Raw genomic sequence first — 13,166 nt, 5'->3', positions numbered from 1 at the left:
GCCGCGACAGCTACCCGCTCATGTCCGAACGACTATCGCCGGCGCAGCGCCGCAATTCGTTCGGTGAGTTGATCGGCGGTCGCCAAAGCGGTTGGCGGACCACCGCATTCGCGGCGGAGTTCGCCGTGGATGACGCCGTGTGGTTTCCCGGTGCGGTGGTGGTGCATGGCGACGAGGCTGTTGAGTTCGCGGCGCAGTTCGCCCAGCTTGTCCGAGGTCGCGACCCGTTCGGCCACGGCGGCGGGCTGGGGCGCGGCGACGGCGGCGCTGCGCTCCGACAGCTGACGCGACTGCCGGTCGCGCAGCAGCGCCCGCATCTGATCGGCGTCGAGCAGACCGGGGATGCCCAGGTAGTCGGCTTCCTCGTCGCTGCCCGCGAACGTGGCGGTGCCGAAGGAGGATCCGTCGTAGATCACCTGGTCGAGCTCGGCGTCGGCGGCCAGGGCGACGAAGGACTTCTCCTCCTCGCCCGGCTCGTCCTTGGTCTTGTTCGCCTCCGTGAGCAGTTCGTCGTCGAGAGCGTTCTTCTCGCGGTGCGGCTTGCCGATCACGTGGTCGCGTTGCAGCTCGAGCTGCGCGGCCAGATCCAGCAGCACCGGCACCGACGGCAGGAACACGCTCGCGGTCTCCCCCGGCTTGCGGGCACGCACGAAACGCCCGATGGCCTGGGCGAAGTACAGCGGCGTCGACGCGCTGGTGGCGTACACGCCGACCGCGAGGCGCGGCACGTCGACACCTTCGGACACCATGCGCACCGCGACCATCCACGGCTGGGTGCTGCTCGCGAACTCGCCGATGCGCTGCGAGGACTGCGGGTCGTCGGAGAGCACCAGCGCGGGTCGCTCACCGGAGATGTGTTCCAGCAGTTCGGCGTAGTCGCGGGCGCGTTCCTGATCGGTGGCGATGACCAGGCCACCGGCGTCCGGGATACCGGAGGACCGCAACTGCCGCAGCCGGGTGTCGGCCGCGCGCAGCACCGCCGAGATCCAGTCACCCGCGGGGTCGAGCGCGGTCCGCCAGGCGCGGGCGGTCTGTTCGGCGCTGAGCGGTTCGCCGAGGCGGGCGGTGTGTTCCTCGCCCGCGCTGTCGCGCCAGTGCGCGTCACCGGAGTAGGCCAGGAACACCACGGGACGGACGACGCCGTCGGCGAGGGCGTCGGCGTACCCGTAGGAGTGGTCGGCGCGGGAACGCGGGAAACCGGACTCGTCGGGTTCGTAGGTGACGAACGGGATCTTGGAATCGTCGCTACGGAACGGCGTACCGGTCAGGGCCAGGCGGCGGGTCGCATCGCCGAAGGCCTCCTCGGTGGCCTCACCCCAGGACTTCGCGTCGCCCGCGTGGTGGATCTCGTCGAGAATCACCAGGGTGCGGCGGTTCTCGGTGCGCACCCGGTGCCGGGTGGGGTGTGCGGCGACCTGGGCGTAGGTGACGACCACACCGTGGTAGTCACCGGAGGTGCCGCCGGTGGAATTGGAGAAGCGGGAGTCGAGCTGGATCCCCGAGCGCGCCGCGGAGGCGGCCCACTGGTGCTTGAGGTGCTCGGTCGGCGCGACGACGGTGATCTGATCCACCGTCCGATCCGCCAGCAACTCGGCGGCAACCCGCAGCGCGAAGGTGGTCTTACCGGCGCCGGGCGTGGCGACCGCGAGGAAGTCGCGTGGCTTGGTGGCCAGGTATTTCGTCAGGGCGCGGCGCTGCCAGGCGCGCAGGGAACCGCCCGACGCACCACCTGCCGCCGAATCGACCGGTGTACCCGCTTCTCTCGCCGCAGCGACGCCACCCGACCCAGTCACGCAGACGACCCTAGCCGCCCGATGCGGCGTGTCGCCAACACCGACGCGGCGCGCGCGACGGGCGTCACATCCCGGCCGAGGTCACCGGCCATTTACCTGTTACCCACCGACACGATGCTCGTCCCGCACCCCACGGTCGCCATCGGTGCGAGATGCTGGACAACGACATGAGCAACAACGAGGCCCACGCGACCGATGCCGCGTATCCGCCGCCCACCCCGGGGCCGGGCGGAGCCGTGGCCGTGCCCGTCCCCACCGGGCAACATCCGCGCGAACGCGCACGGTGGCTGTCGTGGTTGCGGACGGCGTGGCAGCTGGTCGTGCGGGTCTCGCACAAGTGCTGGGACAACTCGATTTTCGCCAAGTCGGCGGCGGCGGCGTTCTGGCAGACACTGTCGCTGGCACCGCTGCTGCTCGGCCTGCTCGGCAGCCTCGGCTACGTGGGTGGGCTGTTCGGGCCCGACACCGTGCAGATCGTGGAAGCCAAGATCATCGCCTTCAGCCGGGACTTCTTCAGCCCGTCGGTGGTGTCGGATCTGATCGAACCCACCGTCGACGATGTGCTCGGCCGTGGTCGTGGCGCGGTGGTGTCGTTCGGTTTCGTGCTGTCGCTGTGGGCCGGGTCCTCGGCCATGGCGACCTTCGTCGACGCGATCGTCGAGGCGCACGGTCAGCAGGACGCCCGCCACCCGGTATGGCAGCGGATCTTCGCGTTGCTGCTGTATGTGCAATTCCTGGTCGCGGCGGTGTTGTTGCTACCGATGATCGCGCTCGGACCCACCCGGATCGGGCGGGTACTGCCCGATGCCTGGCGCGAACCGGGGCTGCGGGTGATCGACACGTTCTACTACCCGATCGTCGGGTTGCTGCTCATCGTCGGACTCACCACGCTCTACAAGCTCGCGCTGCACAAATCGCTGCCGTGGCACCGGTTGTTCGCCGGGGCACTGGTCGCGGGAGTGTTCTTCATGGCCGCCAGCGACCTGCTGCGCCGCTACCTGTCCTGGATCACCGAGACCGGGGTGAGTTACGGCGCGCTCGCCACCCCGATCGCGTTCCTGCTGTTCACCTATTTCCTCGGCTTCGCGGTGATCCTCGGTGCGGAGTTCAACGCGGCGGTGCAGGAGTTCTGGCCCGCGCGCGCCACCCGCATCGAGCAGGTGAAGGAATGGATCACCAGTCAGGTGCTGGGTGACGACGAAACCGACAGCGAACACGACGAAAGCGCCGACGCCTCGACGGAGGCGCCGGCGTCATCGCCGACGGTGGAACCGGCTCAGTCGCCGCCCTTGCGCAAGCGCTCGTAGACCTTCTTGCAGTCCGGGCAGACCGGTGAGCCGGGCTTGGGCGAACGGGTCACCGGGAACACCTCACCGCACAGCGCGACGACCATGGTGCCCATCACGGCACTCTCGGCGATCCGGTCCTTCTTCACGTAGTGGAAGAACTTGGGGACGTCGTCACCGGTCGTCTCGTCGGTCGTGGTTTCCGGGCGTACCAGAGTGTCCGTACTCATGCCTTCCATGATGCCGCATCCGGGCGGTGGCTCGCTGACCAGCCGCGTGTGCGCCCGGCGACGGCAAGTGGAAGACTCGGGAGCATGCAGTCCAACGGCGAGTCCCCCGGCGCCGGCGATCCGACCCCGGAACCCGAAGTGCACCTGCCGGGCAAAGGTGCCTCGCGGGGGTTCTTCCGCGACTCCGGTGAGCACCCGGTGCTCATCACCGAGGCCGCGACCTCGCTCGACGAGCAACACCGCGCCCGGGTACGCCGCTACATGATCATCATGGGTTTCCGGATCCCGTGCCTGATCCTCGCGGCCATCGCCTACAGCGTGTTCGAGAACCCGCTCGTCTCCATCCTCATCATCGCCGCGTCGGTACCGCTGCCGTGGATCGCGGTGCTGGTCGCCAACGACCGGCCGCCACGCACCAAGGACGAACCGAGCCGCTGGGACGGGCGCCGCGAGGAGATCGCCCTCGAGGCGCGCTCACGCAAAGCCCTCGAGTGAGCGCCGCGGCCGCCTGATCAGGATCGACATCACCGCCGCCGCACCGCACAACCCGCCGGCCAGGTACCAGGCCAGGTCGTAGGAACCGTTGAGGTCGCGGATGAAGCCCGCGCCGGTGGCCGCGATCGCCGCACCGACCTGGTGGGCGGCGAACACCCAGCCGAACGCGATCGGACCGTCGGCACCGAACAGTTCCCGGCACAGCAGCACCGTCGGCGGGACCGTCGCGATCCAGTCCAGGCCGTAGAAGATGATGAACACCCACATGCTCGGCTGGGTGTGCGGGCCGAGCAGCGACGGCAGGATCAGCAGCGACAGCCCGCGCAGCGAGTAGTAGCCGAGCAGCAGATAGCGCGGGTCCACCCGGTCCGACAGCCACCCCGAGGCGATGGTGCCCACCACATCGAAGACCCCGACCAGGGCCAGCAGTCCGGCGGCCGTGGTCGGTGGCATGCCGTGGTCGTGCGCAGCGGTGACGAAATGGGTACCGACCAGTCCGTTCGTCGATGCGCCGCACACCGCGAAACCGCCTGCGAGCAACCAAAATCCGGGCCTGCGGGCGGCGGTGGCGAGTACCCGAAGCGCCCGGCCCGCTCCCCCGGCGACCGGCCGCCGCACACCGACGTCCGAACCAGGTTCGGCACCGTAGGCGCGCACGCCCGCGTCGCTCGGATAATCACGCACGAGCAACCACACCAGCGGCGCCACCGCCAGGGCCACGGCCGCGACGATCACCGAGGGCAGGCGCCAGCCGTGGTCGTGGGCGAGCATCGAGACCAGCGGCAGGAACACCAGTTGCCCCGTCGCGCCCGCCGCCGTCAGGATGCCCGTCACCATGCCCCGGCTGCGGACGAACCAGCGACCGGTGATGGTGGCGACGAACGGCATGGACATCGAACCGACGCCGATACCGACCAGCAGACCCCAGGTCATCAGGAGCTGCCAGGCCTGGGTCATGAACACCGTCAACCCGGCACCCGCGGCGATCAGCACCAGCGCCGCGCACACCACCCGGCGGATACCGAACCGGTCCATCAGCGCCGCGGCGAACGGCGAGATCAGGCCGTAGAGCAGCATGTTCAGGGAGACGGCGGCCGAGATCGTCGCGTGTGACCACCCGAACTCGTCGTGCAACGGCTCGATCAGAACGCTGGGGACCGAACGGAAGGCCGCCGCGCCGAGGAGCGCGACGAAGCCGACGCCCGCGACGATCCAGGCGGGGTGCAGGGTTCGGCGGGGCTCGTCGACGAGCCGGTCGGCTACCCCTGGTTCGGGTTCGCTCGGGACTTCACCGGCGGGCGGAGAGAGTGGGCGCAGGTCGGTCACCCTGGTGATCATGATGGATGTTGCCGTTTCGAACGAGTGGCCGGAGTGACACGTTTCGTCGATATCCGGCCAATTCGATCGGCCGGGTGAGTCGCGGCGACCGAAGCCCGCACCGGACGCAGCATTTCGGTCGACAGCGCGGCTTGTGCGGCATACCGTGCGAAAGGAGCCGCCGCTGCCCGTGCCGCGCGGGTTCGCGACGGTCGGGCCTTGCTTTCGTGGTGATGTCTCGAACCTCCGATCTACCAGGGAGACACTATGATTCGCTGGACCTGGGCGTTCATCGACCGGCCCGCAGCCAGTTTCGACGAGTGCGTACGGTTTTGGGCCGCGGCGACCGGGTCGACGGTGTCGCCGCCACGTGGGGCGCACGGTGAGTTCGTCACGTTGCTGCCGTCGACCGGACCCGCGTGGCTGAAAATGCAGCGGGTGGGCGGCCCAGGCGGGATCCACCTCGACCTGGATGTCGATGACATCCCCGCCGCGGTAGCCGAGGCGACGGCACTCGGGGCCCAGGTGGTCCTGGTCGATCCCGACTACACAGTGATGGAATCACCTGCGGGACAGACCTTCTGCTTCACTGCCGCGGGCCCGTCCGCCGCTACCGGTGCGATGACACGGGTCACGACGCCCGATGGAAACGTCGCGGCACTTGATCAGATCTGCCTCGACCTCGCACCGACCGACCTCGACTCCGACACCTCCTTCTGGCAGGCGCTCACCGGGTGGTCCCCCGAATCGACCCGGCGCCCCGAGTTCACGCGCCTGCGCGATCCCGGACAACCACTGCAGTTCCTGCTGCAACGCCTCGACGAGCCTCGGCACCCCGGCGCCCACATCGACTTCGCGGCCACCGACATGTCCGCCGTCGCCACCTGGCACGAATCCCTCGGCGCCACCCGTCTCGTGGACGAGGAGTTCTGGATCGTCCTCGCCGACCCCAGTGGCACCCCCTACTGCGTGACCTCCCGCAAGCCTGCCTGAGCTGGCCGAGGCGCGGTTCGCCGAGGCTGGCAGAGTGGTCGGGTGCCTACGAACCACACCACCACCGGTTCCCTGCTCACCGCACTGTGCCCGGATCTGCGCGCGGCGCTGACCAGGGTCGACTACACCGCCGACGGGCTGGTCGACGCGCTCGGCCCGGATGTGCATGCGGCACTGGGTCGTTCGGAGCCGGTGCCGGTGCGCCGTGCCGCGCGCGACGCCGGTGAACTCGGCACACTGATCCGGTTGCTGCTGCTCGGCGACGCATTGCCCGAACCCGACGTGGCCGCGGCGCTGGCACCGGTCCGTGTCGACGACGCCGTGGCCGCCGGGCTGCTCACCAGAGACGGCGACGAGGTGAGCGCCGCACTCGATCTGCGCCCGCTCGACGCCGGACACGGGAACCGCTGGATCCTGTCCGATCTCGACGACTCGATGCGCAGGCGAACCCTCACCGAGGAGCACGTCCTCGGCGTCGGCCACGCCTCGCTCTCGCTGCTGCGGGCCACCCCGACCGAACCGGTGGGCACCGTACTCGACCTGGGCACCGGCTGCGGCGTACAGGCCGTGCACGCGGCCGCCTACGCGGACAAGATCACCGCCACCGACGTGAACCCGCGCGCGCTCTGGCTGGCACAGGCCACCGCCGCGCTCAACGAACTCGAGATCGAGCTGCTCGAAGGGTCGTGGTTCGAGCCGGTGGCGGGCAGGCGGTTCGATCAGATCGTCGCCAATCCGCCCTTCGTCGTGGGACCCGCACGCATCGAACACACCTACCGCGACTCCGGGCTCGCGCTCGACGGAGCGAGCGAGCTGGTGATCGGGCAGGCCGCCGGACTGCTCGCACCCGGCGGTACCGCGGCCATGCTCGCCGCCTGGGTACATGTCGAGGGACAGGACTGGCGGCAGCGGGTGTCGTCATGGTTGCCGGAACACGGCGTCGACGCCTGGGTGGTGCAGCGCGATGTCGCCGATCCCGGGCTGTACGTGGGCACCTGGTTGCGCGACGCGGGTCTGGACCCGCGGGATCCGGAGGCGCAGGAACGCGCGGCACGCTGGCTCGATGCCTTCGAGGCCGCCGACGTGACGGGCATCGGCTTCGGCTTCGTCTACCTGCGGGCCATCGACGGGCCGACCGAACTGCTGGCCGAGGACCTCACACACGGCTTCGACGACCCGCTCGGGGCCGAAGTGGGCGACTATTTCGCCCGTTCGGCCTGGTTGCGAGCGGTGGCCGCCGACGAAAACCTCGCGTGGCGTTCACGTTTCGCGCCGAGCCCGGCCACTGCCCTGGAACGGGTGTACCTGCCGGGTGAGGACGGCTGGGCCGAGCAGGTGGCACGGTTGCACCGCGGCGACGGTCCGCGCTGGCAGCACGAGGTCGACGAGACGACCGTCGCGCTCGTCGCGGGAATGCGGGCCGACGGCCTGCCGTTGTACGAACTGATCGAACTGCTCGCGCTCGCCGACGGAGCCGAGCAGGTGACCCCCGAGTTCGCGGCCCAGGCTCTCGGCGTGGTCGCCGGTCTCGTCCGCCACGGATTGATACGGCCGGTGTAGACCGGGCTGGACGGGGCACGCGTTCCACGACGGCGTCCTTCTCAGGAACTTCTCAGCCGTGCACGGATAAATCCGCAGCTCAGAGCGGTTTATTACGCACGGGATCGGGAACTTTCTCTAAGTCGGGTCCGTTGATCGGAGTGAGACACCACCGACAGGAGGCAAGTCATGACAAGCCCCGCCACTACTCGAGTGCGCCCCAGCGAGTCCGATATCGACGCCCAGAGCCCCGCCGCCGACCTGGTACGCGTGTACCTGAACGGGATCGGCCGCACGGCACTGCTCACGGCGGCCGACGAGGTCGAGCTGGCCAAGCGTATCGAGGCGGGCCTGTATGCCCAGCACCTGCTCGAGACCGGCAAACGGTTGTCGGCGGCCCGCAAGCGTGATCTGGCCGTTCTGGTCCGCGAGGGGCAAGCCGCCCGCTCGCACCTGCTCGAGGCCAACCTGCGTCTGGTCGTTTCGCTGGCCAAGCGCTACACCGGCCGCGGCATGCCGTTGCTCGATCTCATCCAGGAGGGCAACCTCGGCCTCATCCGCGCGATGGAGAAGTTCGACTACGCCAAGGGCTTCAAGTTCTCCACCTACGCCACCTGGTGGATCCGGCAGGCCATCACCAGGGGTATGGCCGATCAGAGCCGCACCATCCGGCTGCCCGTGCACCTGGTCGAACAGGTGAACAAGCTCGCCCGGATCAAGCGCGAACTGCATCAGCAGCTCGGTCGCGAGGCCACCGATGCCGAACTGGCCAACGAGTCGGGCATCCCGGTGGAGAAGATCGCCGACCTGCTCGACCACAGCCGCGACCCGGTGAGCCTCGACATGCCCGTCGGTAACGATGAGGAAGCCCCACTCGGCGACTTCATCGAGGACTCCGAGGCCACCTCGGCCGAGAGCGCCGTGATCGCGGGCCTGCTCCACCACGACGTCCGCAGCGTCCTGGCCACCCTCGACGAACGCGAACAGCAGGTCATCCGCCTGCGCTTCGGGCTCGACGACGGGCAGCCCCGCACCCTCGACCAGATCGGCAAGCTGTTCGGCCTGTCGCGCGAGCGGGTGCGCCAGATCGAGCGCGAGGTCATGTCGAAGCTGCGCAAGGGTGAGCGCGCCGACCGTCTGCGTGCCTACGCGAGCTGATGCCACTGTCAGCGCCGTGCTGATCCGCCGCCATCGTGTCGACGGTGACTTGCCGGCGCTGACCAAGACCTGACGGCCCTCAGGGGTCGTCTTCCGAAACGCCGACCGGTGTCCGTGACTCCATCCCCCTCCGGGGTCGCGAACCGGTCGGCGTTGTCCGTCCACCACCACGCCTGTGGCATGGACCGCCGCCGCGCGGGCGCCGGGTGGGCCGACGCGGCCGTGTGGTCGTTCATGCCAGGCGTCGGGGGCCGGTGTCGAAGCGGGTGGGTTGGGGGCCGATGCGGGCGCGGGCGTAGATGATCTCAGCCGAGCCGGGGGAAGCCAGGACGGGGTCGCAGGACAGTTCGCGCATCTGGGGGATGTCGTCGAAGAGAGCCGAAATGCGTTGGGCCAGTTCGATGAGCGCCGCCTTGTCGACACCCGGGCCCGTTGGACCGGGCGAGAGCAGCGGTGCGGCGCGAGGTGCGTCGATCAGGGCGGCGGCCTCGTCGGCGGTCAGCGGTAGCGCGCGGTAGGCACGGTCGCCGAGCAGGTCCATGATCATGCCGGACAGGCCGAACTCGATGACCGAACCGAACGACGGGTCGTCGGTGACGCTCAGCACGCACCCGACGCCCTTGGTCGCCATCTTCTGCACGTGCAGCAGGGGATCGCCACATATCGCAACAAGATCGGAGTACGCCTGACGGACCGCGTCGGGCCCCCACAGATCCAACCGGACCCCGATCAGATCCGGTCTGCGCCGCCACAGCTCACCGGTGGCCTTCGCGGCGACCGGGTAGCCCAGTTCCTCGGCAGCGGCCACCGCCTGCTCCGCGTCACGCACCGCCCGGAAGTCGACGATGTCGATGCCGTAGCACTCGAGCAACCGCACCGCCTCGTCATCGGTGAGCCACCGCCCCGAAGACCCGGCCGACCACTGCTCCACCATCGCCGTCGCCGCGGCGGTGTCGATCCCGGGAGGACGAACGACCGGCGAGACGGGCCGATCCCGCCAGCGCGCGTAGCGATCGACCCTGGCCAGCGCACGGGCGGCACGTTCCGGATCGGGATACGACGGGATGGACCCGCGCCCCGGCGCGCCACCGGTCGACCGCACAGCGAGCAGATCAGGAATTCCGGATTCCGCCACAAAGGTGGTGAGCACCGGTTTGTCCCGGTCGGGTGCGGCGGCCGCGGCCGCACGCAGCGCATCGGCGAACCCACCCATATGCACCGGCACCGGTGGCGCGACAACCACGATCACCGCATCGACTTCCGCACTGCGCAGAGCCGCGAGCACAGCCTCCCGGAAGTCGGCAGGGGTCGCTTCCGGTCCGAGATCCACCGGCCCGTCAGCCGCCACGCCCCCGATGTCGCTTTCCGGACCGCCCGGTCCGCGTTCGGTGGGCCGGGCTCCGGGGCCACGGTCGACGGCTGTGGGCGGGCGGTGGATACGTAGGCCTTCGCTGGTGGCCGCATCGATGGCCAGCCAGTTCAGGGCAGCGCTGTTGCCGACCACCGCTACCCGTGGTCCGCGCGGCAACGGCTGACACGCCAGCAGGGCGGCGCAGTCGAACAATTCGGAGATGGAGTCCACCTGGATGATCCCGGCCTGGGCGAACAGGTCACGCACCACTGTGCGATCCATATCGGCGCCGGCGGCCAGCCTGCCACTGCTCACGGCCACGATCGGTTTGCCGCGCGCCACCCGCCGCGCGAGCCGGGAGAACTTGCGCGGATTACCGAAACTCTCCAGGTAGAGCAGGATCACCTCGGTGTCGGCGGCGGTGTCCCAGTACTGCAGCAGGTCGTTGCCAGACACATCGGCCCGGTTGCCCGCCGACACGAATGTCGACACCCCGAGATTGCGGGTGGCGGCCTCGGCGAGAATCGCGGCGCCGAGCGGCCCGGACTGGCAGAAGAACCCGATCCGCCCACGCTGCGGCAGTACCGGGGCGAGGGTGGCATTGAGCCCCACGGCCGGGTCGGTGTTGGCGATGCCGAGCGCGCTCGGACCGACCACCCGCATCCCGTGCCCCCGGGCGGCGGCGACCAGGTCCTGTTCGGCGGCCAACCCCGCGGGCCCGGTCTCCCCGAAACCGGCGGTGAGCACGATCAAGCCTTTGACGCCCTTGGCCATGCAGTCGTCGAGCACCGGTCCGATCGCGGCGGGCGGCACCGCGACGACGGCGAGGTCGACCTCGTCGGGAATCTCGCGAACGGTGGCGTAGGCGCGCACCCCGCGCACCGACCGGCGATGCGGATTCACCGGGAACACCGGGCCGGCGAATCCTCCCGCGAGCAGATTGGCCAGCACGGCGCCACCGACCCGGGTGCTCTCCGGCGACGCGCCGATCACCGCCACCGAACCGGGTGCGAGCAGATTGCCGACGCTGCGCGCCTCCGACGCGGCCTCCCGGGCATCCCGAACGGTGCGCAGTGCCTCGGTGGGGTCGATCGCGAACTCCAGGTGCACCTCGGAGCCGTCGCGGCTGCGCTGCAACTGGTAGCCGGCGTCACGGAACACCGTGATCATGGCCTCGTTCTCGGCCAGCACCTCCGCGGTGAACGTTTCCACCTCGTTCTCGGCAGCGGCACCAGCGAGATGCTCGAGCAGGATCGACCCGAGTCCGCGCCCCTGGTGTTCGTCGGCGACGACGAACGCCACCTCGGCCGCGCGCGGCCCCGGCCGGTCGAGCAGTTCGTAGCGGGCCACCGCGATGATCGCGGTACCGAGCACCGCGACCAACCCCACCCGGTCGTGATAGTCGACATGGGTGGTGCGGTACATGTCCTTGGGCGAGATTCTCGGGTAGGGACCGAAATAGCGCAGGTAGCGCGTGCGATCCGAGAGCCGGGCGTGGAAATCCGCCAGCGCGTCGGCATCGGCGGGCACGATCGGACGGATCCGCACCACCCCGCCGTCGGCCGCCAGCACATCACCGAACAGCTGCGGCGGCGGCTCGGGCGGGTTCGCGGGCGTATCGGGAGTGTCGGGCAGCAGTGGTTCAGTCACGGGGATCCTCCGGGTCGAGACCGAGCAGCGAGAAACTGGCCCGTCGGGTGGCCGAGATGGCGGTGTCGACCGCGCGCTGGGCTCGGACCTCGTCGGCGTCACCGATCTCGGGGGTGCCGCCCGGCCCGTCCCACGGGCGGTAGGTCGCGTCGCCACCGTCGCTCATCGTCGTCGGCGGGGTGATCCGCGGCGCCGACGCGCGTACCTGCTCGCGCCAGCTCTCGGGAATCGGGGTGTCCGGCGCCAACGGACGGTCCAGCGCCGCCGCGAGCAGGTGGGTCCACGCCCGTGGCACCACTCGCACCACCCCGTAACCGCCGCCACCGAGCGCGAGCCATCTGCCCTCGGCGTGGCGGTCGGCCAGCTCGCGCATGGCGAGGAAGGCCGCGCGCTGACCGTCGACGGTCAGTTCCAGATCGGCGAGCGGGTCCTCGCGGTGGGTGTCCACCCCGCACTGGCTGACGATGATCTGCGGCCGGAACGCGGCGATCGCACCGGGCACCACCGCGTGAAAACCGCGCAGCCACTGCGCGTCCCGGGTGCCGGGCAGCAATGGCAGGTTGATCGAGGTGCCCTCGGCGCTGCCGAGCCCGGTCTCCTCCGGCCACCCGGTATTGGGCCACAACGTGGCCGGATGCTGGTGCAGCGACACCGTGAGCACCCGTGGATCGGCATAGAAGGCGCGCTGCACACCGTCGCCGTGATGGACATCGACATCCACATACGCGATCCGGTCGAATCCGTTGTCCAGCAACCAGGAGATGGCGATCGCGGCGTCGTTGTAGATGCAGAACCCCGCCGCCGAATCCGGCATGGCGTGGTGCATGCCGCCACCGATACTCACCGCGCGCCGGGTACGCCCGGCCGCGATCTCCCGCGCCGCGGCCAGCGTGCCGCCGACGATCACCGACGCCGCCTCGTGCATGTGCGGGAAGACCGGATTGTCGGCGGTTCCCAGGCCGTAGAGCGTGTCCTCAGGGGTGGCGGGTCCCGCTCCGGCTCGGCGAACCGCCTGGATATAGGCGCTGCTGTGCACCCGCATCAACTCGCCCTGGGTAGCCTCGGCGGGGGCGAGCGGTTCGATACCGTCGAGCAGACCGAGACTTTCGGCCAGCGACATGGTGAACCGCAGGCGCGCCGGTTTCATCGGATGTTCGGGGCTCCAGGTGTAGCCGAGGAATCGCTCGGTCCATACGAGAGTTCCCGGTGCTCGGCTCGGTGGCACAGTGACCATGCTCGCCACGCTAGCCGGAAGCAGCGGGCCCCGTGAGACGTTGACATGCAGTAGAAATAGGGCCGCCGGTCCAGCGCACGGACCGGCGTTCGCCCGTGGGTAGAATCGTGCCGACGAAGG

The 13,166-nt window shown here is 69.7% G+C and carries 10 protein-coding genes; 5 read left to right on the top strand and 5 right to left on the bottom strand.

Features of this window, described 5'->3' with window-relative positions; translation table 11 throughout:
* Positions 1-32 precede the first annotated feature (32 nt).
* Positions 33-1,709: a DEAD/DEAH box helicase gene (locus HYG95_RS06055; RefSeq protein WP_067493026.1), complete on the bottom strand. Its 1,677-nt coding sequence runs from the start codon at positions 1,707-1,709 to the stop codon at positions 33-35.
* A gap of 251 nt (positions 1,710-1,960) precedes the next feature.
* On the opposite strand from HYG95_RS06055, the gene HYG95_RS06050 reads away from it, so the two are divergent.
* Entirely contained in the window at positions 1,961-3,100 is a 1,140-nt protein-coding gene (locus HYG95_RS06050) for a YihY/virulence factor BrkB family protein (RefSeq protein ID WP_181696990.1), read from the top strand.
* Here HYG95_RS06050 and HYG95_RS06045 read toward each other — a convergent pair.
* Positions 3,070-3,309: a DUF3039 domain-containing protein gene (locus HYG95_RS06045; protein ID WP_067493022.1), complete on the bottom strand. Its 240-nt coding sequence runs from the start codon at positions 3,307-3,309 to the stop codon at positions 3,070-3,072. The genes HYG95_RS06050 and HYG95_RS06045 overlap by 31 nt on opposite strands.
* Positions 3,310-3,393: 84 nt before the next feature.
* On the opposite strand from HYG95_RS06045, the gene HYG95_RS06040 reads away from it, so the two are divergent.
* Positions 3,394-3,804: a DUF3099 domain-containing protein gene (locus HYG95_RS06040; protein ID WP_181696989.1), complete on the top strand. Its 411-nt coding sequence runs from the start codon at positions 3,394-3,396 to the stop codon at positions 3,802-3,804.
* Here the strand turns inward: HYG95_RS06040 and HYG95_RS06035 are convergent.
* Positions 3,784-5,142 carry an MFS transporter gene (locus tag HYG95_RS06035; RefSeq protein ID WP_255495010.1) on the bottom strand — a complete coding sequence of 453 codons (1,359 nt, stop codon included), beginning with the start codon at positions 5,140-5,142 and terminating at the stop codon, positions 3,784-3,786. The genes HYG95_RS06040 and HYG95_RS06035 overlap by 21 nt on opposite strands.
* Before the next feature lie 246 nt (positions 5,143-5,388).
* On the opposite strand from HYG95_RS06035, the gene HYG95_RS06030 reads away from it, so the two are divergent.
* The 3 genes from HYG95_RS06030 (at position 5,389) to HYG95_RS06020 (ending at position 8,811) form a co-directional block, all read left to right on the top strand.
* On the top strand, positions 5,389-6,114 hold the full coding sequence (locus HYG95_RS06030; RefSeq protein WP_181696988.1) for a VOC family protein: 726 nt from the start codon (positions 5,389-5,391) through the stop codon (positions 6,112-6,114).
* A gap of 42 nt (positions 6,115-6,156) precedes the next feature.
* Positions 6,157-7,674, top strand: coding sequence for a methyltransferase (locus HYG95_RS06025; RefSeq protein WP_181696987.1), 1,518 nt, complete (start codon positions 6,157-6,159; stop codon positions 7,672-7,674).
* A 168-nt stretch (positions 7,675-7,842) separates the two neighbouring features.
* A complete protein-coding gene (locus tag HYG95_RS06020) occupies positions 7,843-8,811 on the top strand; it encodes a sigma-70 family RNA polymerase sigma factor (RefSeq protein WP_067492821.1) in 969 nt (322 codons plus the stop codon).
* 232 nt (positions 8,812-9,043) lie between these two features.
* Here HYG95_RS06020 and HYG95_RS06015 read toward each other — a convergent pair whose 3' ends face one another.
* Positions 9,044-11,812, bottom strand: coding sequence for a GNAT family N-acetyltransferase (locus HYG95_RS06015; RefSeq protein WP_181696986.1), 2,769 nt, complete (start codon positions 11,810-11,812; stop codon positions 9,044-9,046).
* Positions 11,805-13,046: an acetoin utilization protein AcuC gene (locus HYG95_RS06010; RefSeq protein ID WP_181696985.1), complete on the bottom strand. Its 1,242-nt coding sequence runs from the start codon at positions 13,044-13,046 to the stop codon at positions 11,805-11,807. Before HYG95_RS06010 ends, HYG95_RS06015 begins: the two co-directional genes overlap by 8 nt.
* Positions 13,047-13,166 lie beyond the last annotated feature (120 nt).

Origin of the sequence: Nocardia sp. GTS18 (assembly GCF_013839555.1) — a bacterium.
GTDB lineage: Bacteria > Actinomycetota > Actinomycetes > Mycobacteriales > Mycobacteriaceae > Nocardia > Nocardia rosealba.
This window is presented reverse-complemented; position numbering and strand designations above follow the sequence as displayed.

Coding starts and splice junctions, on each gene's coding strand:
- HYG95_RS06030 (WP_181696988.1), top strand. CDS start 5,389: ATGATTCGCTGGACCTGGGCGTTCATCGACCGGCCCGCAGCCAGTTTC.
- HYG95_RS06035 (WP_255495010.1), bottom strand. CDS start 5,142: ATGATCACCAGGGTGACCGACCTGCGCCCACTCTCTCCGCCCGCCGGT.
- HYG95_RS06010 (WP_181696985.1), bottom strand. CDS start 13,046: ATGGTCACTGTGCCACCGAGCCGAGCACCGGGAACTCTCGTATGGACC.
- HYG95_RS06045 (WP_067493022.1), bottom strand. CDS start 3,309: ATGAGTACGGACACTCTGGTACGCCCGGAAACCACGACCGACGAGACG.
- HYG95_RS06020 (WP_067492821.1), top strand. CDS start 7,843: ATGACAAGCCCCGCCACTACTCGAGTGCGCCCCAGCGAGTCCGATATC.
- HYG95_RS06040 (WP_181696989.1), top strand. CDS start 3,394: ATGCAGTCCAACGGCGAGTCCCCCGGCGCCGGCGATCCGACCCCGGAA.
- HYG95_RS06050 (WP_181696990.1), top strand. CDS start 1,961: ATGAGCAACAACGAGGCCCACGCGACCGATGCCGCGTATCCGCCGCCC.